Annotated in this window: 15 protein-coding genes; 10 read left to right on the forward strand and 5 right to left on the reverse strand. The window is 47.8% G+C overall.

Going from position 1 to position 24,289, the window contains the following annotated elements; genetic code table 11:
* Positions 1 to 50: 50 nt before the first annotated feature.
* Positions 51 to 734 (forward strand): ABC transporter ATP-binding protein, encoded by a 684-nt coding sequence (locus I6E38_RS00960; RefSeq protein ID WP_235392223.1) that lies wholly within the window; start codon positions 51 to 53, stop codon positions 732 to 734.
* Between the two features lie 22 nt (positions 735 to 756).
* A complete protein-coding gene (locus tag I6E38_RS00965) occupies positions 757 to 1,587 on the forward strand; it encodes a CvfB family protein (RefSeq protein ID WP_235392224.1) in 831 nt (276 codons plus the stop codon).
* A gap of 46 nt (positions 1,588 to 1,633) precedes the next feature.
* On the opposite strand, the gene I6E38_RS00970 is transcribed toward I6E38_RS00965, so the two are convergent.
* Both I6E38_RS00970 and I6E38_RS00975 read right to left on the reverse strand, forming a co-directional pair.
* The gene (locus tag I6E38_RS00970; RefSeq protein WP_235392225.1) at positions 1,634 to 2,416 is read right to left on the reverse strand and encodes a LytR/AlgR family response regulator transcription factor; all 783 of its coding nucleotides are present in this window, start codon (positions 2,414 to 2,416) and stop codon (positions 1,634 to 1,636) included.
* Between the two features lie 38 nt (positions 2,417 to 2,454).
* Positions 2,455 to 4,509: a histidine kinase gene (locus I6E38_RS00975; protein WP_235392226.1), complete on the reverse strand. Its 2,055-nt coding sequence runs from the start codon at positions 4,507 to 4,509 to the stop codon at positions 2,455 to 2,457.
* 332 nt (positions 4,510 to 4,841) lie between these two features.
* Between I6E38_RS00975 and I6E38_RS00980 the strand changes: the two genes are divergently transcribed.
* The gene (locus I6E38_RS00980) at positions 4,842 to 6,353 is read left to right on the forward strand and encodes an NAD(P)H-hydrate dehydratase (protein ID WP_235392227.1); all 1,512 of its coding nucleotides are present in this window, start codon (positions 4,842 to 4,844) and stop codon (positions 6,351 to 6,353) included.
* A gap of 46 nt (positions 6,354 to 6,399) precedes the next feature.
* Positions 6,400 to 7,452, forward strand: coding sequence for a DUF4831 family protein (locus tag I6E38_RS00985; RefSeq protein ID WP_235392228.1), 1,053 nt, complete (start codon positions 6,400 to 6,402; stop codon positions 7,450 to 7,452).
* A 367-nt stretch (positions 7,453 to 7,819) separates the two neighbouring features.
* On the opposite strand, the gene I6E38_RS00990 is transcribed toward I6E38_RS00985, so the two are convergent.
* Complete coding sequence (locus I6E38_RS00990; protein WP_235392229.1) at positions 7,820 to 9,844, reverse strand: site-specific DNA-methyltransferase; 2,025 nt, start codon at positions 9,842 to 9,844, stop codon at positions 7,820 to 7,822.
* 8 nt (positions 9,845 to 9,852) lie between these two features.
* Entirely contained in the window at positions 9,853 to 12,705 is a 2,853-nt protein-coding gene (locus tag I6E38_RS00995) for a DEAD/DEAH box helicase family protein (RefSeq protein ID WP_235392230.1), read from the reverse strand.
* A gap of 297 nt (positions 12,706 to 13,002) precedes the next feature.
* Between I6E38_RS00995 and I6E38_RS01000 the strand changes: the two genes are divergently transcribed.
* A complete protein-coding gene (locus I6E38_RS01000; RefSeq protein ID WP_235392231.1) occupies positions 13,003 to 14,370 on the forward strand; it encodes an ATP-binding protein in 1,368 nt (455 codons plus the stop codon).
* Positions 14,371 to 14,789: 419 nt separating this feature from the next.
* On the forward strand, positions 14,790 to 15,473 hold the full coding sequence (locus I6E38_RS01005; protein WP_235392232.1) for a hypothetical protein: 684 nt from the start codon (positions 14,790 to 14,792) through the stop codon (positions 15,471 to 15,473).
* 553 nt (positions 15,474 to 16,026) lie between these two features.
* On the opposite strand, the gene alaS is transcribed toward I6E38_RS01005, so the two are convergent.
* Complete coding sequence (gene alaS, locus I6E38_RS01010) at positions 16,027 to 18,648, reverse strand: alanine--tRNA ligase (protein WP_235392233.1); 2,622 nt, start codon at positions 18,646 to 18,648, stop codon at positions 16,027 to 16,029.
* A 95-nt stretch (positions 18,649 to 18,743) separates the two neighbouring features.
* Here alaS and I6E38_RS01015 point away from each other — a divergent pair, with 95 nt between their 5' ends.
* The 4 genes from I6E38_RS01015 (at position 18,744) to recQ (ending at position 24,125) form a co-directional block, all read left to right on the forward strand.
* Positions 18,744 to 19,091, forward strand: a complete 348-nt coding sequence (locus I6E38_RS01015) for a MerR family transcriptional regulator (protein ID WP_235392234.1) — start codon at positions 18,744 to 18,746, stop codon at positions 19,089 to 19,091.
* 730 nt (positions 19,092 to 19,821) lie between these two features.
* Positions 19,822 to 20,535 carry an ATP-dependent Clp endopeptidase proteolytic subunit ClpP gene (gene clpP / locus I6E38_RS01020; protein ID WP_235392235.1) on the forward strand — a complete coding sequence of 238 codons (714 nt, stop codon included), beginning with the start codon at positions 19,822 to 19,824 and terminating at the stop codon, positions 20,533 to 20,535.
* Positions 20,536 to 20,547: 12 nt separating this feature from the next.
* Positions 20,548 to 21,777: an ATP-dependent Clp protease ATP-binding subunit ClpX gene (gene clpX, locus I6E38_RS01025; RefSeq protein WP_235392236.1), complete on the forward strand. Its 1,230-nt coding sequence runs from the start codon at positions 20,548 to 20,550 to the stop codon at positions 21,775 to 21,777.
* 170 nt (positions 21,778 to 21,947) lie between these two features.
* The gene (gene recQ / locus I6E38_RS01030) at positions 21,948 to 24,125 is read left to right on the forward strand and encodes a DNA helicase RecQ (protein WP_235392237.1); all 2,178 of its coding nucleotides are present in this window, start codon (positions 21,948 to 21,950) and stop codon (positions 24,123 to 24,125) included.
* Positions 24,126 to 24,289: the final 164 nt, after the last annotated feature.

Below are 24,289 nucleotides of genomic sequence, written 5' to 3' on the forward strand. Positions count from 1 at the left end.
GCGTAGCCGAGAACAATTCAACATTCAAAACTCAAAATTCAAAATTCAACATGATTGACATTAAAGAAATAACCAAGAGTTTCGGCTCGCTTCAGGTGCTTAAGGGCATCGACCTCCACATCAACAAGGGAGAGGTGGTGAGCATCGTCGGCCCGAGTGGTGCCGGCAAGACGACATTGTTGCAGATAATGGGTACGCTCGACAGCCCCGACAGCGGCGAGATAGTTGTCGATGGGGTAGATGTGCGCAGTCTGTCTACAAAGAAGTTGAGCGATTTCCGCAACCGTCATATAGGATTTGTGTTTCAGTTTCATCAGCTTTTGCCCGAGTTCACAGCTCTTGAGAACGTGATGATACCTGCCTTCATTGGTGGCAAGAGTCAGTCGGAGGCTAAGCAGCGCGCCATGGAACTGCTTGAGTTCATGGGACTTGCCGACCGCGCCTCGCACAAGCCTGCCGAACTGTCGGGTGGCGAGAAGCAGCGTGTGGCAGTGGCACGAGCTCTTGTCAACAATCCCGCTGTAGTCTTCGCTGACGAACCGTCGGGCTCGCTTGACTCAAAGAACAAGGCCGAACTCCACCAGCTGTTCTTCGACCTGCGCGACCGCTTCGGTCAAACCTTCGTCATCGTGACACACGACGAGCATCTGGCAAGCATCACCGACCGTACCATACACATTGAGGACGGAGTGATAAAGGGCGCTGAAGACATTGAAGACAGCGCAACCGTTTAATGATTAACAAAAAAAGGACTTTATGATAAAACTTGGCGATTACAATAAGATGACCGTTGTGAAGGAGGTGGACTTTGGATTGTACCTCGACGGCGGCAATGAGGGCGAGATATTATTGCCCAAGCGATATGTGCCTGAGGGTACAAAACCTGGCGACGAACTTGAAGTGTTTGTCTATCTCGATCAGGAGGAGCGCCCTGTTGCCACTACCGAGCATCCGCTATGCAAAGTAGGCGACTTCGCTTATTTGGAGGTTTCGTGGGTCAATGAGTATGGCGCATTCCTCAACTGGGGACTGATGAAAGACCTCTTCTGTCCGTTCCGCGAGCAGAAGAAGCGCATGCAGAAGGGCGAGAGCTACATCGTGCATGTGCATATCGACGAGGAGAGCTACCGCATTGTGGCTTCTGCCAAGGTGGAGCGTTATTTTGCCGAGCGCCATCCCTTCTACAACCACGGTCAGGAGGTGGACCTGCTGGTGTGGCAGAAGACCGAAATGGGATTCAAAGTGATAATCGACAACTGCTATCCTGGACTCGTTTACGAAGACCAGGTGTTCAGCTATCTGCACACCGGCGACCGTGTAAAGGGATATATCAACACGGTGCGTCCCGACGGCAAGATAGACGTAACGCTTCAGCCCACAGGTCGTCAGCAGACACTCGACTTCTCAGAGACCCTGCTGCAATATCTTAAGGACAATGGCGGTGTGTGCGACCTCGGCGACCGCAGCGATGCTGAGGACATAAAGCGTCGCTTTCAGGTGAGCAAGAAGGTGTACAAGCGTGCCGTAGGCGACCTATACCGCCGCCGACTGATAAATATCACCGACAACGGTATAGCTCTTGTATAATAACCGAGTCGCCGCTTCAGAGTGACCCCAATACTTAAGTGAAGGATTATAAACTGCTGAAACGGTCAATAAGTTTCTTGCGGAAGAATCGTCCCACCTTCACGTTTTGAAGTTTGTTGAAAGGCGGATAGAAGTGGCACGTATTGTCGGTTACTTCCATCAGATAACTTATATTGATGATATGCTTCTGACTCACACGCACAAGTGTGTCGTTGAGAGTCAGAAGCGTATCGCTATTGACACTACGTTTCAGTTTTATTGTTTCTTTCTCGCCTGCCAGTGTCAATTCCCACACGCGCAAGTCGCTGTTGTAGGCAAATAATCCTACGTCGTTTATGTCTACCAGGCGGAAGTCTACAGCATTTGTATATACAATGTATTTGCCGTCATTGCGTCGTGATATACCGTCGCCGATTATTGTCGGAGCGATAGGAGTGCTTGCGGCAGACTGTATGTGCTGTTGTTCGTTGTTGTCCAAGCACACACGGCGGATGATGGTGCGTAGCTCTGCGTCGTTGATAGGTTTCATCAGATAGTCGAAAGCCTTGTTGCGAAACGCCGATAGCATATATCGGCTGTGTGCAGTATACATTATTACGCGGCAGCGGTTGCCGGGACGCGATTCGACGCGTTCCAGAAAGTCAATGCCTGAAATATCGGGCATGTCGATGTCGAGAAACAGCAGGTCGGGCATCGCTTCTTTGAACAGTTGCAATCCTTCTTTTCCATCGTGTGCCATACCCACGACGTTCATCTCGTGGTATTCTGTCAGTTTCTTTTTCAAGACCTCAGCAGCCTGTCGGTCGTCGTCAACAATAATAATGTTCATAATGTCAGTCTGTTTTTTAATGTTGGTATATTGTTTTCTCATTCTATTTTCACTCCGTCGGGCACTCTGAGTGTGGCTTCGCATCCGTTGGGTTGTTTGCTGTCGTCACTATAGATATTCCTTATAGAGAATCTTATTTTGTCTTTGTTTCTTACATTTATTACGGCAATTGTTTGTGAAATGATGTTCATTCCCGTTTTACGTCGCAACACATTGGGGTTGAATCCGGGGCCGTTGTCGCTCACCTTTATAACAGTGCAGTTGCTGTCGCGTGTCACGTTGATACACAGTCGCTTGTCGCCCTCCTTATTTCTTAGGCCGTGTTTTATTGCGTTTTCAGTCAATATCTGTATGAACATTGACGGAATCCTGACGCTGCTGGCATCCACATCGGGCGCAATGTCTATGTTGAAGTGGAAGTCGTCGCCCATTAGATAGCTTTCTACACGAATGTATTGTTGCACGAATTCCAGTTCCTTTTGCAGTTCTACACCCAAAGTGCTCGACATGTCGAGGTTGGCACGAATCAGTTGTGCCAGTTCGGTAAGCTCGTTGGTCTCCTTGGTGTCCGATTTTATGATTCTGTTGTTTAGCACATTGAACATGAAGTGGGGCGAGATGCGGTTGCGTACGTTGTCGAGCTTGAGGTTCATTATGCGCAGTTGTACCTTAAATCGTCGCTTGCGCAGATACAGATACCACATTATTAGCATGAACGCCAATGTTAGAGTTGCCGAAATAGCCAGGGTGCTTGTAAACTTCACGCGTTGTATTTCGGCGTTCTTGTGCTCCAGTATCAGTTCATGATGGAGCTGTAATGTGTCGGTGGTGAATCGCGACATGATTTCAGCCGAGCGCATGTTCGAGAGGTTATGCTCTATTGAGTCGTTATATTCTATTGACTCTTGCAGCAATGTATATGCCTTGCTGTAGTTGCCTGTGAGTTCGTAGTATTGGCGCTTGTATTTGTTGCGGATGTTCACCAGTGAGTATGGTATCAGCGACTCGTCTGCCTTGTTCACCATTATTCGTCTTGCTTCATCCATTTTGCCTGCCCTTACGGCAATGCCGAACCGTATGGTATAACAGTAATAGATGGATGTTTTGTCACCTTTTGAGTGGAAGTAGGGTTCTACCTCGTCAAGCATCTTGGTAGCCTCGTTCAGCAGGTTAAGGTTCAGGTATACGTCAGCTTGATTGAGCTTGCACAGATACATGTCGAACGTGCGCACCATACCGTGTTCTTCCAGCATCTTCTTCATGCGCATGAAGGTAAGCAGCGCATTCTTGTAGTCGCCTTGGAAGTAGTAGTAGTTGCCCAGATTATTGACATAATAAGCCTGCATCGAGGGCGACATTTCCTTGACGTGAGGTTCGGTCTGGTCGTTGTAGAACTTGGCTTTGCCGTAGTTGTGCAGCGTAACGTAAATCTGCGCCAGTCCCATGTACAGCGTTATGTTCTCCTTTTGTGGCAATTCGAGCGAGTCAACGAGAAAAAGCGCACGTCGATACCATTTTGCGGCGTTGGGCAGATCGTTGCAGAGCATGTAAGCGTCAGCCATGTTGGCGCATGTCTTTGGCAGGTTGTGCTTGCTGTCGCTGTTGAGCAACAGCTTGTATGTCTTGTTGTATAGTTCTACAATATGTCGTGGGTCGCGGTGTATGCTCATGTCGCGTGCTGCTTCACAAGCCTTGGCACCTGCCATAAGCGAGTTGAGTCGAGGTGATGCACAGGTTCCGTTTACTGCGTAAAAGCCATCATCCTGACGTGCCGCGAATGCTTTGACATTTTTAATCAGTGTGTCGGCGCGTTCGGGGTGGTCGGTCAGACTGTAGTACATAGCCATTCGCAGTTTATATTCATAATAAGTAATGCTGTCGTTAGCCTCGCGCATACCATGTTCGATAGCTTGCGGAGCCGACGGAGCCAGTGCCGCAATCGAGTCATCGAGCCATCGCATGCTGTTGTCGTATGCTGTGCCTTCGTTTCTTTGCTTTGATGTACAGGATTGTATGGCAATGGCAATAATCGCAAGGCATCCAATTAGTGTAATCTTAAGCAGTTTGTTTATATAACTGTTTGTTTTTGTCATTTTATTGTTTTGCTTTTTCTTTTTGCAAATATACTACAAATATTGTAAATACGTTGATACAAATCAATAAAATACATTCAAAATGTGCTCGTTAACAAAAAAATGTATTGAAAATTTTGCGGTATTGTAAAATGAGTGTATCTTTGCAATGTTTTTCATGGTATTAGATTTAAGGTTAACAAAGGTTGGGACTCAGCGGAGCCCCTTTTTTTGTGCCCTTACGTTTCATAATACGTCATTTTATGGCCATTTTCCTGTTGTTATGGCTACTATTTCCTTTTATTTTTGTATTTTTGCACAATCACAAAATGTAAAAATAATACTGTATAGATATGAAGATACTTACTGGAGCGCAGATACGCGAGCTCGACAAGTACACAATCGAGCATGAACCCATAGCGTCAATCGACCTTATGGAGCGTGCTGCGCGTGCCATCACTGCAGCCATCCAGCAGCAGTGGCCTCAGGGCACTCCCGTTGTGGTGTTTGCCGGTCCCGGCAACAACGGCGGCGACGCATTGGCTGTGTCGCGCATGCTTGTCGAGAAAGGCTATACTGTTGACGTTTATCTGTTTAACGTGCATGGACATCTATCGGACGAGTGTGCCAAGAATCGCGACCGTCTTATCAACGATGGCTTGATACACCATTTCACCGAGGTGTCAACCAATTTCGATCCGCCCAAGCTCACCGAACAGACACTTATCATCGACGGACTCTTCGGTTCTGGACTTAACAAACCATTGGAGGGAGGCTTTGCTTCGCTTGTGAAATACATCAATCAGTCGCCGGCACGTGTTGTGAGCATAGACGTTCCGTCGGGTCTTATGACTGAGGATAACATCGGCGTATCGCACAAGGCAGTGGTACGTGCCGACGTGACGCTGACCCTGCAAATGAAGAAGCTTGTCATGTTCTTTGCCGACTGCCAGCAGTATCTTGGTGTGGTGCGTGTGCTTGACATACGTCTGTCGAAAGAATATATCAAGAGCATCCCCTCAGCCTACTCTACTGTTGAGGCTGACCTTGTGCGCCAGATGATGCTTCATCGTGACGACTTCGCCCATAAAGGCATGATGGGCAGTGCGCTGCTCATAGCTGGAAGCGAAGGCATGGCTGGTGCCGCTGTACTTGCCACACGTGCATGTATACGCAGTGGGGTGGGCAAGGTGACTACGCTTACACCGCGTTGCAACTACGCCATAATGCAGATGTCGGTGCCAGAGGCGATAGTTCATCCCGACAGCGAGAACTATTATTCTGAGGCTATATCAACTGAGGAATACAACGCCGTAGGAATAGGTCCGGGACTGGGTCGCGACGAAGGTTCGGCACTTGCGTTGATGTCGCAGTTGCAGCAGACGCAGTGTCCTGTAGTGCTTGATGCCGATGCCCTCAACATGCTCGGCTCGCACGGCATGTGGATAAGCCAGTTGCCCGACAATATGATTATGACTCCGCATCCGCGCGAGCTCGACCGCTTGGCTGGTACAGCAAGCCACAGTGAGGGTGAGCGTCTGGCGGTTGCACGCGACATGGCTGAGAATCTGCGAGCATACATTATGCTCAAGGGCCATTATACAGCATTGTGCATGCCCGATGGAAGCGTAATGTTTAATACCACTGGCAATTCGGGCATGGCTACAGCTGGTAGCGGCGATGTGCTTACGGGCATCATCACCGGACTTCTGGCACGTGGCTATTCGCGCAAGAATGCCTGCGTCGTGGGTATGTATCTGCACGGACTGGCTGGCGACATAGCCGCGCAGCGTGTAGGCAAGGAGTCGCTCGTGGCAAGCGACATCATCGTTGCGCTGCCCGATGCTTTCAAGGCATTGTATTGACAAGATACGAGTATACAAGATACAAGTTAACAAGATACAAGTAGATATGAAGATATTATCAACACTATTACTCTCGGCCTTAGCCGCAACGTCGGCTATGGCTGGTGGCGACAAGCCTGTTGACGGTTTGTCGTATTCGCTGCCCAAGACAGCAGTGCGTATGCAGGTGCTCGTCGAGAAGACAGTCACCGAGCCGGGACAGCTTGCTGGTTTCTCGCAGTTGTATTTCGGTAAGGCAGGCGTCAACACTCGTCAAACATCCTATCGTATTGTAGGCGTGTCGTTCAGTTCGGAGGGTCGTGCTGATGCCGACCGTCAGTATACGGTGGCTATCGACAAGAAGCGCAGCGTGTTCTCGGTAGATTGTGCTCCTGACGGTTCGTTGCTTGCCATCAATACCAAGGCACCTCGTGCCAAGGGTCCCGCTGCTTTCGTTGCAGCTCCACGCAAGGCTCCGCTCAATCCGCGCGACTATATGAGTCAGGACATTCTCTCAGCCGGCAATATGCCAAAGATGGCTCAGCTCGTAGCTCAGGAGATTTACGACATACGCGATTCGCGCTCGCTGCTGTCGCGTGGCGAGGCTGACTTCATGCCGAAGGATGGCGAGCAGCTGCGCCTCATGTACAGCCAGCTTGCCACTCAAGAGGCTGCACTGATGCAGCTCTTCCAGGGCACTACCGTTGTCGACACTACTGCTACAGTCATCAGCTTCGTCCCCACCAAGGACAATTTGCGTCCCGTTGTGTTCCGCTTCTCTAAGAGCTTCGGACTTTGTGCTGCCGACGACTACTCGGGCGAACCTATTTACGCTAATGTTGAGGACACCGGCGTGTCTAAAGAGTTGCCAGAAACTCCTGCTGAAGTAGCAAAGATTAAGGATGAATTCAATCTCAGCGTAGCCCGTCCTGGACACATCCGTCTCACTCTTGCTACAGCCGAAGGCAAGCCCTTAGGTTATTACGAGACCGATGCTGCACAGTTCGGCACAGTAGAGCGCCTCAATGGTGCCTTGTTCGGCAAGAAGTTTACATCGCACATCATCCTCGACCCAGCTACGGGTGGAGTGGTGGAGCTGAAGACAGAGCCGCTGGAATAGTAGTTCGGGTTGAACAGCTACGTCTCAGTTGACGTGTTGTGATGTTGTAGATACATTAAGGAAAAAAGAGGGTGTGTCAAAATAGAAGTTAAAAGAAGTTTGGGCTTCGCCCGAAGTTAACAGAAGTTAGCGGACATATGTATAAAATGCTGAAAATAAAGCATTTGTCTGTTAACTTCCATCCATCGTAGATGGATTAACTTCTTCTTAACTTCCTCTAACTCCTATTTTGACACGTCCTCTTTTTTATTTTACTGCATTTTCAGATTGATAGTTTTGTTGCCATTTACCTCACGCGACACATTTGTATATGACGTATCTGCGCTATCAAACCAACGAATAAGCTGTTTTCTTCATAAGATACTGTCTATAAGATAAAGACTGTCTCGTCACCGCAAATATTGCGCACCTTTAGGCGCAAAGGCTTATCTTCCGAAATAATAGTGGCATCCCAAAGGTCGCGGGTCTTGTTACCGTTTATAGTCACAGTACCATTCTTCTCTATCTTCACCTCTGCGTCGCTATGCCAAGGCGCATCTTTTTGTGCCGAGGTGCAGTCTACAGAAAGCCACTCTATACATTCCAGTCCCTCGTCGCTTATCTCGATAGGCTTGAATGTAGATTTCTTGCCGTCAGCCACTTTCTTGGTGTGCTGTTGGTTGGCCTTCAGATTGAAAGCCTCTATCTTCTTCATTACGTAATCGCTATGGAATGTGAGCATCTTCACTTGCCATTTAGTGAACAGCTCCACCTGTACTTCTGAGAGCGTCCATGTAGCCTCATCCTCCATAACAACTTCATCAAGTATCTGTTTCAGGTCGCGCAGTTCTATCTCTATATCAGTCCGAGTGTTCTCGTCGTGTATAAACTGATTAAGAGCCTCCATGTCTTCCACATCAATGTAATATACAATGACATGTTTTACATCGTTGCTGAGGTCGGGCAAAGCCTCGCGTATTATATGATTCATCTCAGTAGTGTCCATCACCCTACAGCTGCTGTCCAGCAAGTTGGGCAGATAAACAGGCATTTGTCCGTTTTGACTACTATATATACTACCAGCCCAAAAACGCTTATCGAGATTAGCATCCGTATTAAGCCCTGGAATAAGCTTTACGAGTTTGTCCATTGTCTGCACGGGATTACGGAAAAGACTCACGCCATCCCTAATCTCCATCATTGTGAATTCAGCTCCAACACCTACCAAACGGTCGCGCGTTGTCTGAATGCTATTAATGTTGACGTCGTTGTGAATAAACCTACGACCAAGTTTATGAGCCACAGCAGCGGTCACACCACTTCCTCCAAAGAAATCGGCCACGAGCATTTCTTCGTTGCTTGAGGCTTTTATGATACGCTCAAGGAGGGATTCGGGCTTTTGAGTGGAATAGTCGACACGCTCATCGGCTTGAGAGTTGACGGGGTTGATATTAGTCCATAAAGCTTGAGCAGGCATACCAGGTAATTCATCCATATAAACTTTAGAACGAATACCACCATTTTTTGTAAAGTGTAAGCGTCCTTCAGCATCAAGTCTTTTCATTGTTTCTAATGGCATACGCCAAAGCGAACGACAACCTTTGTACTCATAGTCATATCCACCACCTTGCAATCCTTTTGCTGTTAGGTTTCCACTGTCCCATTTCCTTCCGTCAGAATCGCTTTGGCTAAAGCGTGCCAAATATTCATCTTCATAGTCCTGATATACAGTATTAAAAACTGAAGAAGATGATTTGGTATAGAAGAAAATCATATCAAAGTTATTACCATAATATTCTGAATCACTATGCGCTGTACTTCTTTTCCAAATTATCTCATTTCTAAAATTCTCCTCTCCGAAAATCTCATCCATAAGAATCTTGACGTAATGTCCTATATGATAGTCCAGATGCACATAAATGCTTGCCGTATCGCTCATTACCGCCTTTATCGCCATAAGATTCTCATACATCCAGTTGAGGTAACGTTCCTTATCCCAGATGTCGCCATACATTTTCTCCTCAAATGCGAGCATATCGCTATTGTCGAGTTGCAGTTCAGCCTCAGCTATAGCCTTTTGCACCAAAGGATTGCGGCGTATGTAGATTTTCTTGGCATAATCGGCACCCGAAGCAAAAGGAGGGTCAATATAAACAAGGTCCACCTCTATGCCTTTGTCTTTCAAGTAGGCACAGGTAGAGAGACACTCGCCGTGCATCACTATATTGCCTTTGTCGTTCGTGCCTACAGTTTCTTTCGCGCTCACCTCGTATAGAGGCATACCTCGCTGCACGCGAGTCTTAACCTGGTCGTTGTCCTTGTAAAAGAGCATACGGTTGGTGCGTACAAAGTTGTCAAGACGAGCTTGTCCTTGCAGAGTGTCAGGATAATATGGTATATATCTTATTGCCATTGTATTGCTTATTTGAAAAATTCGTTTATCATTTCTATTGTTTTCTTTACTCGCTCCTCATGACCATCAGTGTCCTTAAGATAGAGGAAACGAAAACGGTTTCGTCCATACTGTTCGTTGTTCTTAGGCACAAAGGTGTCTTGCATGAACTTCAACCTATCCTTGAACTTTGGCGCATAGCCTTCGCCCTTGGTCTCAATGATACAGATACGGTCGATTCCACCTTCTGCCGTACGGCTCACCATTAGGAAGTCGGGCACATACAGTCCGTCGTATTGCCAATGGCCACTTGCCGTCTTGCGGTATGTGCGTATCTTGAACTCTGTCAGCGTGTCGTCGCCATTGAAATAGTATTCAAGGTTGCGGTCTTTCATCATCACAAGCAGAGCCTTAGTGAAATACTCCAGCTCAAGACTGCTGTCAAAGCGATAAGGCAGATACTGATATGTCTGAGTGCGCTCCGGATGCGGGTCGTTGGGCACTTTTGATTGTATTCCAATCATAGCCGCATCAATAGCCTCTTGAGGTATGCCAGGTATCTTCTTCATCGTCTCTATCATCTCCAAGTCCTTGGCAGCAATTTCTCCCTTTTCAGGATGTGCGTCCCAATCGAGTATCTCCCTCACGTCCTCCTCCTTAGGATAGACAAGGCTTAGGTCTGCCACATCGATGGCTTTAAGATGCTCAAGCGACAGTATGCTTGCCTCGTAGGGCACAACCTCCTCAACAATGCTGAAGTCGCGCTTAGGCACAAAGGCTTTGCGTATCATCGAGCGTATCTTGCAATGGTCGTACTCAGCACTTGCATGTGTCTCGTCGTAGATGGCTCTAAGGCGTGGCTCATGCTCCATGAGTTTGGCTATGGAAAGCATGCCAAACGATTCGCGCATAATAGTATGCAGCCACCATCTGAAGGACAGTTGCTCGGCATTGCCTTCAAGAATCTCGTCATAACCAGTCACTTGTCCTTCCATGTTCTGAATAGTGACAAGAGCCTTGTCTTTTTTGCGCAGAATGTCGGGGTCGGCAAGACGTGCCGCAGTATTAGGTTGCGACTCCTTGACGATGGTTCTATACTGCACACGTATCTGATAGAAGTCGATAGACGGAACTTCCTTGCGCACGAACCGCTCTATATGTTTAGTCTCCACTGGTGGCTTGCTGCTGAAGTCGCTGAGCGTGATGTTCTGTTGCTGCTTGAGTTCCTTGTTAAGCTTGTCGGCATTCGATTTGTTCAGCCATACAAGAGCCGTCTCACGCTCTCCCTTTATCACTTGGCGCAGACAACGGCATGTGGTTTGCAGCACCATATTGTTAGGACAAGCTCCCTCGTGCGGCAATATTACACCTGTGAGACTCTTACAATCCCATCCCTCTTTGCCTATCTGTGCCAACAACACAATGCGCACCCTACTAAGAGGCGACGACAGCGCAGCAAACATTGCCTCCGAACCTTCTGGCTCGGGATATTTGGTATTGCCCTTGTGCCTACGCAGAATCACCTCAGCAGGATTAAGCCCATACTCTGTGGCTATCTCTGCCACAAGAGGATAAACATTGTCTTCGAGTGTGGCTATCTTACCGCAATATATGGCAAGCTTTGCACACGTGCCATCAGCATATACGGTGTCCTTATAAGTGTTCAGGAATTCGCGCACTCCACTTTGAAGAATCTCCTCGGACGATATGTCTACATGTTTCACATCCGGACGCTTCAAGAAGTTGTCTATACCGTCCATTAGCGGATAGTAATAAACAACATTACTGATATTAGTGTTCTTTATTGTGAATGTGCCACCTATCGTTGTCCTCTCAGCCTTGTCAAGATAAGGCGTGCCGGAGAAACCTAAAACGTTGCAGAAACTGTGGTTTTCTGTAGCCCAGGCTGTCACTACCTTGCGCAGCTTTATATCGCCGTCGGTAGCATGGTGCACCTCGTCAATAAACACCGACAGATGTGGTATCTTGCCTATAACAGAGCGCAATTCGTTGGCTATGTCACACTTCTTCAGCTCCTCAGGGGTGAAAGCCTTTGCATCACTCGCCGTGTTGTCCATACGGTCAAGTATAACTTTCTCTGCATTAGTAAGTGCCACTATGCCCATTACATTGTTGCCATACAGATGGGTGTTTATCTTTTGGGCATTAGGGTTGCGCACGATATTGCTCTTGCTGCCAGACTTCTGCTCGTCGAGTACTTCAAACTTCACAAGTCGTTTGAGCTTCTGCGCCTCAACCTCTGAGAATATCCATGAAGGGTCGAACTCGCGAATATTCTTAAGACTTGGTATTATGCTCGACTTCAGAGCCGACGGAGCAAGAATCAAGAAATTGTGCGACCATACGGGATTGTCAGGTTCGTTCTGGGCAAAGTATAGGTCGATATATATGAAGGCTGCCATCAGATAAGTCTTGCCGGCACCCATTGGAAGCGAGAAGAGATAGTCGGTATAGGTCACACCATAGAATATGTCAAGCAACGTCTGCTCGTAGTCCACTTCTGTGGCATGATGACGTATGAACTGCTCCAACTCTGGAGCAAGCTGACGTCCATTTCGGTCCTTCAAGCATGAATATTGAAACAGGGCCAATGCAGCCTTGTTGGTTTCAAGTACATTTCGAGTTTCTACAGTAAGTTCCTTTGTGTTTGTCTCCGTGTCGTTGAAATATCCCTCTATGAACAATTTATAGAGCGGCTTTCCCTTACAGGCTATCTTTAGATATAGGTATGTTTTTATAGCTTCGACTTGGGCGTCACGCATTTTTCCCCTCTGCTCTATGTATTGGAGCATGGGGCGTATGGTGCAGTCGGCAGATTGCAGCCACTCGTTACGTTTCTTTCTTATAAGTTCGTAGAACATTCTATTTCAAATATTGATTTTTCTTCTTACATAAACAACCTACAACCTCTCACACAAATCAATATTTTGTAACGGTTGTATTTTTTTCTTATTTGACTACAAAGATAATAAATGTTGTCAAATAAGAAGACTGAAAAGAAAAGGAAAAAATGTGATAAATACAATATAATCCATAGACAGAATCGGAAAAGTGTAGTTTTAGCCTACAATTTTCACAGGAAAAGTATATCTTTCGCTTGTATATTTCATAGGAAAAGTGTACTTTTGCAATAGTTATATAACAAGAAAAGTGTAATTATGCTATACCGTAAAATAGAAAACGACATTGTAAGTCACTTACAATCAAGGACTGACAAGATTCTGATTGTTGATGGTGCACGCCAGATTGGAAAGTCGTATATAATTAGAGAAGTTGGAAAGAAACTTTTTCCTAACTATATCGAGATAAATATGGAGACAGACAAGTTGGGCGACCGAATTTTTGCTGATGCAAGAACCAAGGATGATTTCTATCTTGCGTTAAGTTCTGTTGCAGGCGACAGAATGGGAAGCAAGCAAGACACGCTTATCTTCATTGACGAAATACAGGCTTACGACCATCTCCTGACATTGTTGAAGTTTTTGCGCGAAGACGACAAGTTCACTTATATAGCCAGTGGCTCTCTTCTTGGCGTAACTCTTAAAATAACATCGTCAATTCCATTAGGCAGCATCATCATCAAACACATGTATCCTATGGATTTCGAGGAATTTCTTATTGCCAATGGTGTAGGACAGTTGGTGTTGGACACTATGCATCGGAATTTTGCCGAACGCAAACAAATGCCGGATGCAATTCACAACAAATTGCTCGACCTATTCAAGAAATATCTACTTGTGGGAGGTTTGCCGGATGCTGTTAAAGAATTTGTCAACACTAAAAACATCACTACCGTAAGGAACATACAGAACAACATACACCATTTGTATGGTGTGGACGCAGCAAGATATGAGGAGACGCATAACCGTTTGAAAATACAACGTATCTACAGTATGATTCCCTCAAACTTGGAGAACAAGAAGAAACGGGTGATTGCCAAAGACATAGAAGACAAGAAAGGCAAACGTATGAGCGATTATGTTGAGGAGTTTGACTATCTCATATCATCAGGCATTGCCTTGGAAGTGAAAGCTATAAGCAAGCCGAGTTTCCCATTAATAGAAAATAGTGGAAAAAATCTTCTTAAGCTGTACATGAACGACGTGGGCATTCTGACAGGTATTTTCTATGGCACAAACATAAAGGCCATTATGGACGACATGGCAAGCATCAATCTTGGCTCTGTCTATGAGACGGTTGTGGCGCAGGAATTACGCGCACACGGATTCAACCTTTATTATTACGACAACAAGAAAACAGGCGAGGTGGACTATCTCATCGACGACATGGTCAATCTGTCTGTTCTTCCACTGGAGATAAAGTCTGGCAAAGATTATCAGGTGCATAGCGCATTGGATAAGTTCCTGCAGATTAAGGAATATAACATTCATCAGGCTTTTGTATTGTCGAATGCCAAGAATGTGGAAGTTAAGGATGGAGTGACTTATCTACCTATTTACTACATTGCGTGCATTATGCCAGAAAGGAACTCTCTATTCACACGATATGACGGAATCCGACAATAGAATAGAAGTGACGTATCTCGAAGGGATGGCTGAAAACAACTTGTTACACACCGTGAGGTGTAAAAGCACGAAATCGCCGTATGCCGAACGGCACGTATGGTGGTGTGAGAGGTCGGTAAACATGAAAATAGGAGATAAACATCTATGATTAGTGTTTACCTCCTACTCGATTGACTTCGTCACTCAAAAAACATTTTTTTGTAACTGATTGATAAACAATATTATGTATCTTTGCGTCACCTAGTATTGGGTGACACAATGACGAAGTCAGGAAAAAGATAGAAAATGAACAAGATAGAGGATGAAATAATTTTGATTTGGAAAAATTAACATAAGCTGGTGTTGTTTATTTGATAACTTGTCATATATTTGTGACCGAGTTCTAATAATTATTTATAAACCGTTAAAATTCATTTTATATGAAATCATTCAAGGTAATGGCAACTCTTCTTATAGCTGTAGACTCCGTCAAAAAGTTGTTATTTTGTTTCTCTGCATTGACACTGTTGTTTGTTGTTGCGTCTTGTTCGAACGAGTCCGATCTTGATGGGTTTTCGCAAGAAAGTAAGGTTCTTTCTCTTGCCAATGCGAAAAAGCTGAAAAACACTGTTGATTCTTTCAATAAAACGTGCTACTCCTACATTTATACCGGGAAGTCAAGGGCTGTTAGTTGTGGCGCATCAGACAGTATCATACTTATTGGCGATGAGAAAGATGTGTTAGAGAAAAATGAAAGAATCCTCTTGGATGCATCTTACAACTTCTTCTCGGAAATCGGCTTGGCAAAAGAAGAAATTATAAGAGAAATAGGGAATGGAAACGAGGAAGCTGTGGTTTATGCAGGACTTATTGCTATGAGCTCAATTCTCGATAATGATTCTTCCTCAACACGTGCAATTACAGGAAATGTTTACATTGATTGTGCGCTTTCTGCCATTGGATTGGATTTGGCAACTACTGTTAGGGCTGCTATCGAAAAAGGAGTTTCGAAAAAAATAGCGCTGCAACTTGTAAAACAAGCAGCCAAAACAACGTTAGGGACTACATGTGGAGTTGCTGTTACTGTTGGATTGTGGGGTCTTTGTGTTGGAGGTATAGGATGATGTTATCAGTTTTATTCAAAGCTTTGTTTTTAATGGTTGCTGCCGAACCTGGCATAGCTACGTTCAAGAGCATGGTTCGCTTGTACAGACGATATAAAAACAAAAAAATCTCTAATGTGAAACAAGTTGTTAGGCAAATGGCTATTAGTGGCATTGGCCTTCTCGTTATATTTGCAATTTATGTTTTCATAGTACAAGTTTTCCTGTAGGGTGCTTCTGTCTTTTGAAAGTGGCTTATCCACTCAGTGGATTTGTTTTAAGTGCAGGTGTGAAACAAATCGTGCCGTGAGAAGTCAGCAGACGCCATCGTAGTGCAATACGTCGATAAAGTTGCACGAAGGGCAGAACCTAATAATTAAGCGATAGTAATTTAATGGGGGCGTATCTCGAATGGCATCCAAAATAGGAACTGCCGTATGCCGAACGGCACGTACGGTGGTGTGAGAGGTCGGTAAACATGAAAATAGGAGATAAACATCTATGATTAGTGTTTACCTCCTACTCGATTTATGTTCAGCAACGCTCATTGCATTGCTTATTGTTAAAATCCTTATTACAGCTGAGCCAACTCAACTACCTTATCTACTGCTGCTGACAGACCATCCTTGTCCTTGCCGCCTGCCTGGGCGAAGTGAGGCTGACCGCCGCCGCCGCCCTTGATGAGCTTGGCAGCCTCGCGTACCATCTGTCCGGCGTTGAGCGAGTGGTCCTTGACGAGATCGTCGCTCATTGCTACGTTCAGCATTGGCTTGTCGTGAGATACTGTGCCGACGACGGCAAGCATGTTCTCGCTTACAGCCTGGCGCAGCTTGAACATGAGGTCCTTGGCAGCAGATGGTTCCATAGGCAATACGGCGGTGATAACCTTAACACCGTTCACCTCGCGAGCCTTAGCGATGAGTTCGCTCTTGGTACGCTCTACAGCCTGAGCCTGGAACTGCTCGATGCTCTTCTTCATGGCGTCGTGCTCCTCGATATACTTGCCGATGACAGCCTGCAGGTCCTTAGCGTTGTTGAAGAGTGCGCGGATGGCCTTCATTCCGTCCTCGATGTTGTACATCAGTTCCTCGCATTCCTTTCCGGTCTTAGCCTCGATACGGCGGATGCCGGCAGCAACGCTGCTCTCAGAGATAATCTTGAAGAAACCGATGCGGCCAGTTGACTGTGCGTGGATACCACCGCAGAACTCGCAGCTCGGTCCGAAACGCACTACGCGCACCTTGTCGCCATACTTCTCGCCGAAGAGGGCGATGGCACCCAGCTTCTTAGCCTCCTCGAATGGAGTGTCGCGATGCTCGTCGAGCGGCAGGTCCTGACGGATGAGGTCGTTGACTACACGCTCTACCTTGCGCAGATCCTCGTCGCTGACCTTAGAGAAGTGAGAGAAGTCGAAACGCAATGTTGTTGGCGATACGAACGAACCCTTCTGCTCAACATGGTCGCCAAGCACCTGCTTCAAGGCGTAGTCGAGCAAGTGGGTAGCGGTGTGGTTGGCAGCCGAAGCCTCGCGTGCGTCAACGTCAACGCATGCCATAAAGTCGGCCTCCGGATTCTTAGGTAGAGCCTTAACGATATGGATTGACTGACCATTCTCGCGCTTTGTGTCGGTGATGTTCACAGTCTCGTTCTCGCTCACGAGAACACCATTGTCGCCTACCTGACCACCCATCTCGCCGTAGAACGGAGTGTTGTCGAGTACCAGCTCGTAGTATGTATTCTTCTTCTGAGTCACCTTGCGATAGCGCAGGATGTGGCACTCATATTCGGTGAAGTCGTAGCCCACGAACTGCTGCTCGCCCTCGCGCAGGTTGACCCAGTCGCTATTCTCAACGGCTGCGGCGTTGCGTGCACGGTCTTTCTGCTTCTGCATCTCGGCGTTGAACTCGTCCTCGGCAACGGTGAATCCGTTCTCACGACAGATGAGCTCGGTGAGGTCGAGCGGGAATCCGTAGGTGTCGAAGAGACGGAAAGCCTGCACGCCGTCGAGCTGTGTCTTGCCCTGCTTCTTAAGCTCTTCCATTGCCGAAGAGAGAAGGTTGATGCCCTTCTCAAGTGTGCGGAGGAACGAGTCCTCCTCCTCCTTGATGACGTGGAGAATGAGGTCGTGCTGAGCCTTGAGTTCGGGGAAAGCCTCGCCCATCTCACGGGTCAATACGGGGATGAGTTTATAGATAAATGCCTCCTTCTGTCCGAGGAATGTGTAAGCATAGCGTACAGCACGGCGAAGGATACGGCGGATTACGTAGCCTGCCTTGGCGTTAGAAGGCAACTGGCCGTCGGCGATAGAGAAAGCTACAGCACGCAAGTGGTCGGCGCATACACGCATTGCCACGTCGGTCTCCTCGCTTACACCATACTTCAAGCCTGTAATGGCCTCCTCTTCCTTGATGATTGGCTGGAAGATGTCGGTGTCGTAGTTGGAGTGCTTGTCCTGCATAGCACGAACAAGACGCTCGAAGCCCATACCGGTATCAATAACGTGCATAGGCAGCGGAACGAGCGAGCCATTGGCTTTGCGCTCATACTGCATGAACACGATGTTCCAAATCTCGATAACCTGTGGGTCGTCCTTGTTTACGAGTTCACGTCCTGGAGTCTTAGCCTTCTCCTCGGGAGTACGTGAGTCGAGATGAATCTCCGAGCAAGGACCGCAAGGACCTGTGTCGCCCATCTCCCAGAAGTTGTCGTGCTTGTTGCCGTTGATGATATGGTCGGCAGGCACGTGCTTAGCCCAATATGATGCAGCCTCGTCGTCGCGCTTCAATCCTTCTTCTTCGCTACCTTCGAACACTGTGACGTAGAGGTCGGCAGGATTGAGCTTCAACACGTCGACCAGATACTCCCACGCGTAGTCGATGGCACCCTCCTTGAAGTAGTCGCCAAACGACCAGTTGCCGAGCATCTCGAACATGGTGTGGTGATAAGTGTCGTGTCCAACCTCTTCGAGGTCGTTGTGCTTTCCGCTCACACGGAGGCACTTCTGAGTGTCGGCACGGCGTCGCGGTTCGGGCTCGCGTGTGCCGAGAATGATGTCCTTCCACTGGTTCATACCTGCGTTAGTGAACATCAACGTTGGGTCATCCTTGATTACCATAGGTGCGCTGGGCACGATGGTGTGTCCTTTCGACTCGAAGAACTTTTTGAACGAGTCGCGGATTTCGTTAGCTGTCATCATATTATATAATATTACGTACTTTGTATTAAATTCTTCCTAAAACGTTTGCAAAGGTACTCTGTTTTGGTTATTTTTGCAAATAAATTAAGACTAATATGGCACTGAATACCAACAAGAATGTGAAATTATACTACTCCATAAAGGAGGTGGCAGCAATGTTCGACGTGCGTGAGTCGACGCTGCGCTATTGGGAGACGGAGTTTCCGCATCTCAAACCCAAGACGGTGGGCCAGAGCGTGCGCCAATACACCGAGAAGGACATTGAGCAGATACGCACCATACACAATCTGGTGAAAGTGCGCGGCTTCAAGCTGGCGGCGGCACGCAAGATGCTCAACAAGAACCGCGCCGGTGTGGACAAGAGTTCGGACATACTCGCTACGCTGATTTCGGTGCGCGACGAACTGAAGGAGCTGAAACGACGACTTGACTCGCTGGTGTAGTCCTTTCTATTTCACCACGAATTGCCCTTTGTCTCACCACGAATTGCCCTAATCACACGAATTTTGGATTGGGGGAATGATTCGTGAGATTCGTGAAATTCGTGGTGTTAATAAGATTGAGCATCGTGGTGCTAATAAAGTGAGCATCGTGGTGAGTTGGAGCAGGCAAATATTGTGATTATGGTAAAAAATTGTTACAAACAAAAAATTGATTCTAGAGATTTCGCGAATCGTTTTTGCGGTGTTTCGCAGTGTCCGAAGCCATGACTTTTTTCATTTATGCCTCCGTTGCAATGCAACAGGACTACTTTTGGAGTGCAACGGGACAACTTTTGCCGTGCAAATGGAGCTTTAATGGAGGTCAAAAGTAGTCCATTTGCTATAAAAACGATTGTTCTTTGGTTCTTAAAAAATGCACACAAACGCTGTTTTAATCGTAATGCGCTGATTATTAACTTGATATCACTGTATGCTCAAAACTCACGAATTTCGAGCCAAAGATTTCTTAGTGTGCTCAGCTCGCAGTTTTGAGCGGTTAGAAATGCAAATATTGTATTGAGGAAAAGTCTCCGGTTGAGATGTTGTCGCGGTGTTTGAAAATATCTGTGTTAAAAAATTTGGTTATAATATTTTTTTTGTATCTTTGTATAATGTAGGGCAAACGGTTGTGTTCTCTACATTATTTATATATAATACACAGATAGATTCAGATAGAAAAGATAATATTCATATGAACGACTTCAGAAAATTCGCTACCAGCCGCGGCATGAGCGGCATGGTGCTCGACGATGTGATGAGAGCCCAGGCGCAGTATCTCAACCCGTACATTCTTGAGGAACGCCAGTTGAACGTCACTCAGATGGACGTGTTCTCGCGCTTGATGATGGACCGCATCATCTTCCTTGGCACCGAGATTAACGACTACACAGCCAACACCCTCACAGCCCAGCTGCTGTATCTCGACTCGGTAGACCCAGGCAAGGACATTTCAATCTACATCAACTCACCCGGCGGCAGCGTGACTGCAGGTCTCGGCATATACGACACAATGCAGTTCGTCAGCAGCGACGTGTCGACCATGTGTACCGGCATGGCTGCCTCGATGGCTGCCGTGCTGCTCGTGGCAGGCAAGGAGGGCAAGCGCTCGGCGCTGAAGCACAGCCGCGTGATGATACACCAGCCGCTGGGCGGTGTGCAGGGCCAGGCTTCGGACATCGAGATTGAGGCGCGCGAGATACAGAAGTTCAAGAAGGAGCTGTATACCATCATCTCCGACCACTCGCACACACCGTTTGACAAGGTGTGGGCCGACTCCGACCGCAACTACTGGATGACAGCCGAGGAGGCGAAGGAGTATGGCATGATAGACACCGTGCTGATAAGAAAGCCGTCGCTCACAGGCGTGGACGGAATGGATGTTGCACAAAGCGAAGGAAAGGAGTAAAGACGTAGAGCTATGGCGAGAAAAGTATGTAGCTTCTGTGGAAGAAGTGAGAAGGACGTGAACTTCCTCATAACAGGACTCAACGGATTCATCTGCGACCAGTGTGCGCAGCAAGCATATCAGATAGTGTGCGAGGCAGGCATAGGACCGGACGCCAAGGGTAAGCGCAAGTCGCAGTTTGACGTAGCGCTGAGCGATGTGCCAAAGCCGATGGAAATAAAGGAATATCTCGACCAATATATAATAGGTCAGGACGAGGCAAAGAAATATCTCTCGGTGGCTGTTTACAACCACTACAAGCGCTTGCAGCAGCCGCAGGACGACAACGGTGTGGAGATAGAGAAGAGCAACATCATCATGGTGGGCTCTACTGGTACGGGCAAGACTCTTCTGGCTCGCACCATTGCCAAGCTGCTCAAGGTGCCATTCACCATTGTCGACGCTACGGTGTTCACCGAGGCGGGCTACGTGGGCGAGGACGTGGAGAGTATTCTCTCGCGTCTGCTTCAGGTGGCAGACTATGACGTGGCTGCAGCCGAGCGTGGCATCGTATTCATCGATGAGATCGACAAGATAGCACGTAAGGCCGACAACCCCAGCATCACGCGCGACGTGAGCGGCGAGGGTGTGCAGCAGGGTCTGCTCAAGCTGCTTGAGGGAACCATGGTGAACGTGCCGCCAAAGGGTGGACGCAAGCATCCCGACCAGGACTATATCCATGTAGACACGCGCAACATCTTGTTTATCTGTGGCGGTGCATTCGACGGCATCGAGCGCAAGATAGCACAGCGTATGAACACACACGTGGTGGGATTCAACTCGGTGCAGAACGTGCGCCATCTCGACAAGGGCAACCTCATGAAGTATATCCTGCCGCAAGACCTCAAGTCGTTCGGTCTGATACCCGAGATTATCGGCCGACTGCCGGTGCTTACCTATCTCAATCCGCTTGACCGTGCCGCATTGCGCCGAATACTCGTAGAGCCCAAGAACAGCATCATCAAGCAGTATGAGAAGTTGTTTGAGATGGACGGCATCAAGCTCCACTTCAACGACGACACTCTGGAGTTTATCGTAGATAAGGGTGTGGAGTACAAGCTCGGAGCACGTGGACTGCGCTCTATCGTGGAGGCCATTGTGATGGACGCCATGTTTGAGGTGCCATCGAAGAAGGTCGACGAGTTCACCGTGACACTCGACTATGCCAAGAAACAACTTGAAAAGTCAAACTTGAGGAATTAGGAATTAGGAGTTAGGAATTAGGAGTTAGGATTTTGGAGTTATGAATTAGGAATTGATTTTGACTCTTTTATCCTTAATTTATAATTCCTAATTCATAACTCCAAATTGCCAAAGGCAATCAATTCCTAACTCCTAATTCCTAACTCCTAATTCATACAAATATTACTACTATGACTGGGATAATTAACCTCAATGAACAACTGAAACACTACTTCGGGTTCGACTCGTTTAAGGGCGAACAAGAAGCCATCATAAGCAATCTTCTTGAAGGCAACGACACCTTTGTGCTCATGCCTACGGGAGGTGGCAAAAGCCTGTGCTACCAGTTGCCGTCGCTCATTATGGACGGCACCGCCATAGTCGTGTCGCCGCTCATCGCGCTGATGAAGAATCAGGTGGATGTAATCAACGGGCTGAGCGAGGAATCGGGCGTGGCTCATTATCTCAATTCGTCGCTCAACAAGGCGGCTATCAATCAGGTACGCAGCGACATCTATGCCGGACGCACCAAGCTGTTGTATGTGGCTCCAGAGTCGCTCAACAAGGAGGATAACCTCGAATTCTTCCGCTCGTTCAAGATTTCGTTCTATGCAGTCGACGAGGCACATTGTATATCGGAGTGGGGTCACGACTTCCGTCCGGAATACCGCAACATACGCCCTACGATACAGAAGATTGGCAACGCTCCAGTCATAGCACTCACTGCTACTGCCACCGACAAGGTGCGCATGGACATCAAGAAGAGTCTCGGCATAAGCGAGGCACGTGAGTTCCGCTCGTCATTCAATCGCCCCAACTTATATTATGAGGTACGCCAGAAGAGCAAGGACATCGACCGACAGATAATAAAATTCATCAAACAACACGCGGGCAAGAGCGGTATTGTATACTGCATCTCGCGCAAGAAGGTGGAGGATCTGGCGGCTGTGCTTAAGGCCAACGACATAAAGGCGGCACCTTATCACGCTGGTCTCGACTCGGCCACACGCTCGCAGACACAGGACGACTTCCTCATGGAGCGCAACGACGTGATTGTAGCCACCATAGCCTTCGGCATGGGCATCGACAAGCCCGACGTACGATTTGTAATCCACTACGACATACCCAAGAGTCTGGAAGGATACTATCAGGAGACCGGACGCGCCGGACGTGACGGAGGAGAGGGCATCTGCCTCGCTTTCTACTCGCATAAGGACCTGCAGAAACTCGAGAAGTTCATGGAGGGTAAGCCTGTGGCAGAGCAGGACATAGGCCGGCAGCTGCTTCAGGAGACGGCTGCCTATGCCGAGTCGTCGGTGTGCCGCCGCAAGCTGTTGCTGCACTACTTTGGCGAGGAATATCCCAAGGCCAACTGTGGCAACTGCGACAACTGTCTGCATCCGAAGGTTCAGCGCGATGGTAAGGAGGCGCTACTCATAGTGCTGCGCTCGCTGCTTGCCCTGAAGGAGGGATTCCGCCAGGACTATGTTATCGACTTCATCAAGGGTCGCGCTACCGACGACGTCGTGTCGCATCATCACGACCAGCTCGAGGAGTTTGGCGCTGGTGAGGACATGCCTGCCAAGACATGGAACCCTGTGATACGTCAGGGCATGATAGCTGGATATATACATAAGGACATCGAAAGTTATGGACTGCTCAAGGTGACGGCGGCAGGCAAGCGCTATGTGCGCAATCCGCAACCGTTCACATACGTAGAAGACACCGACTTCACCGACAACGCCGACGAGGAGACAGACGACCATGGAGCTGCCGCACTCGATCCTACGCTCTACAGCATGCTGCAAGACCTGCGTCGCAAGATGGCACGCAAGCTGTCGCTGCCGGGCTACGTCATCTTCCAGGACATCTCGCTCGAACAGATGGCCACGATGTACCCCGTATCTATCGAGGAGCTCCGCAATATCCAGGGTGTAGGTCAGGGCAAGGCGAAGCGCTACGGCAAGGAGTTTTGCGAACTAATCCGCCAGTATTGTTCGGACAACGAGATTGAGCGTCCAGAGGAGATGTTCGTGCGCACTGTTGCCAAGGACTCGATGAAGAAGATTAAGATAATCCATTATCTCGACCGTCGCATGCCGCTCGACGACATCGCCTCGGCATTGAACCTGGAGTTCAGCGACCTTCTCGACGACCTTGATGCCATCGTCTACAGTGGCACCAAGGTGAACATCGACTACTTCCTTGAGGATGTGATGGACGACGACCAAATAGACGACATCTACGAGTATTTCCGTGAGTCGGACACTGACAGTATAAAAGTGGCTGTGGAAGAGCTCGGTGGCGACTACGAAGAGAATGAAATCCGATTAGTAAGAATAAAGTTTATGTCGGAGCAGGGAAATTGATGGTAGTTGAGAATTGATATTTGATAGTTGAGAGTTATGATTACCATATATAATAAAGGTATTGCAAACAAAACATATCATAACTCTCAACTTTCAATTTTCAACTCTCAACTCTCAACTCTCAACTAACATCAACTCTCAATTCTCAACTCAGCTGCCAAAGC

This window comes from Leyella stercorea (assembly GCF_021531355.1).
Classification (GTDB): domain Bacteria; phylum Bacteroidota; class Bacteroidia; order Bacteroidales; family Bacteroidaceae; genus Prevotella.

Bases quoted from the DNA above. Each gene is read 5' to 3' on its own strand.
- I6E38_RS01015 (WP_235392234.1), top strand. From the start codon at position 18,744: ATGGCACTGAATACCAACAAGAATGTGAAATTATACTACTCCATAAAG.
- I6E38_RS00960 (WP_235392223.1), top strand. From the start codon at position 51: ATGATTGACATTAAAGAAATAACCAAGAGTTTCGGCTCGCTTCAGGTG.
- clpP (WP_235392235.1), top strand. From the start codon at position 19,822: ATGAACGACTTCAGAAAATTCGCTACCAGCCGCGGCATGAGCGGCATG.
- I6E38_RS00965 (WP_235392224.1), top strand. From the start codon at position 757: ATGATAAAACTTGGCGATTACAATAAGATGACCGTTGTGAAGGAGGTG.
- I6E38_RS00970 (WP_235392225.1), bottom strand. From the start codon at position 2,416: ATGAACATTATTATTGTTGACGACGACCGACAGGCTGCTGAGGTCTTG.
- recQ (WP_235392237.1), top strand. From the start codon at position 21,948: ATGACTGGGATAATTAACCTCAATGAACAACTGAAACACTACTTCGGG.
- clpX (WP_235392236.1), top strand. From the start codon at position 20,548: ATGGCGAGAAAAGTATGTAGCTTCTGTGGAAGAAGTGAGAAGGACGTG.
- I6E38_RS00990 (WP_235392229.1), bottom strand. From the start codon at position 9,844: ATGGCAATAAGATATATACCATATTATCCTGACACTCTGCAAGGACAA.
- I6E38_RS01000 (WP_235392231.1), top strand. From the start codon at position 13,003: ATGCTATACCGTAAAATAGAAAACGACATTGTAAGTCACTTACAATCA.
- I6E38_RS00975 (WP_235392226.1), bottom strand. From the start codon at position 4,509: ATGACAAAAACAAACAGTTATATAAACAAACTGCTTAAGATTACACTA.
- alaS (WP_235392233.1), bottom strand. From the start codon at position 18,648: ATGATGACAGCTAACGAAATCCGCGACTCGTTCAAAAAGTTCTTCGAG.
- I6E38_RS00995 (WP_235392230.1), bottom strand. From the start codon at position 12,705: ATGTTCTACGAACTTATAAGAAAGAAACGTAACGAGTGGCTGCAATCT.
- I6E38_RS00980 (WP_235392227.1), top strand. From the start codon at position 4,842: ATGAAGATACTTACTGGAGCGCAGATACGCGAGCTCGACAAGTACACA.
- I6E38_RS00985 (WP_235392228.1), top strand. From the start codon at position 6,400: ATGAAGATATTATCAACACTATTACTCTCGGCCTTAGCCGCAACGTCG.
- I6E38_RS01005 (WP_235392232.1), top strand. From the start codon at position 14,790: ATGAAATCATTCAAGGTAATGGCAACTCTTCTTATAGCTGTAGACTCC.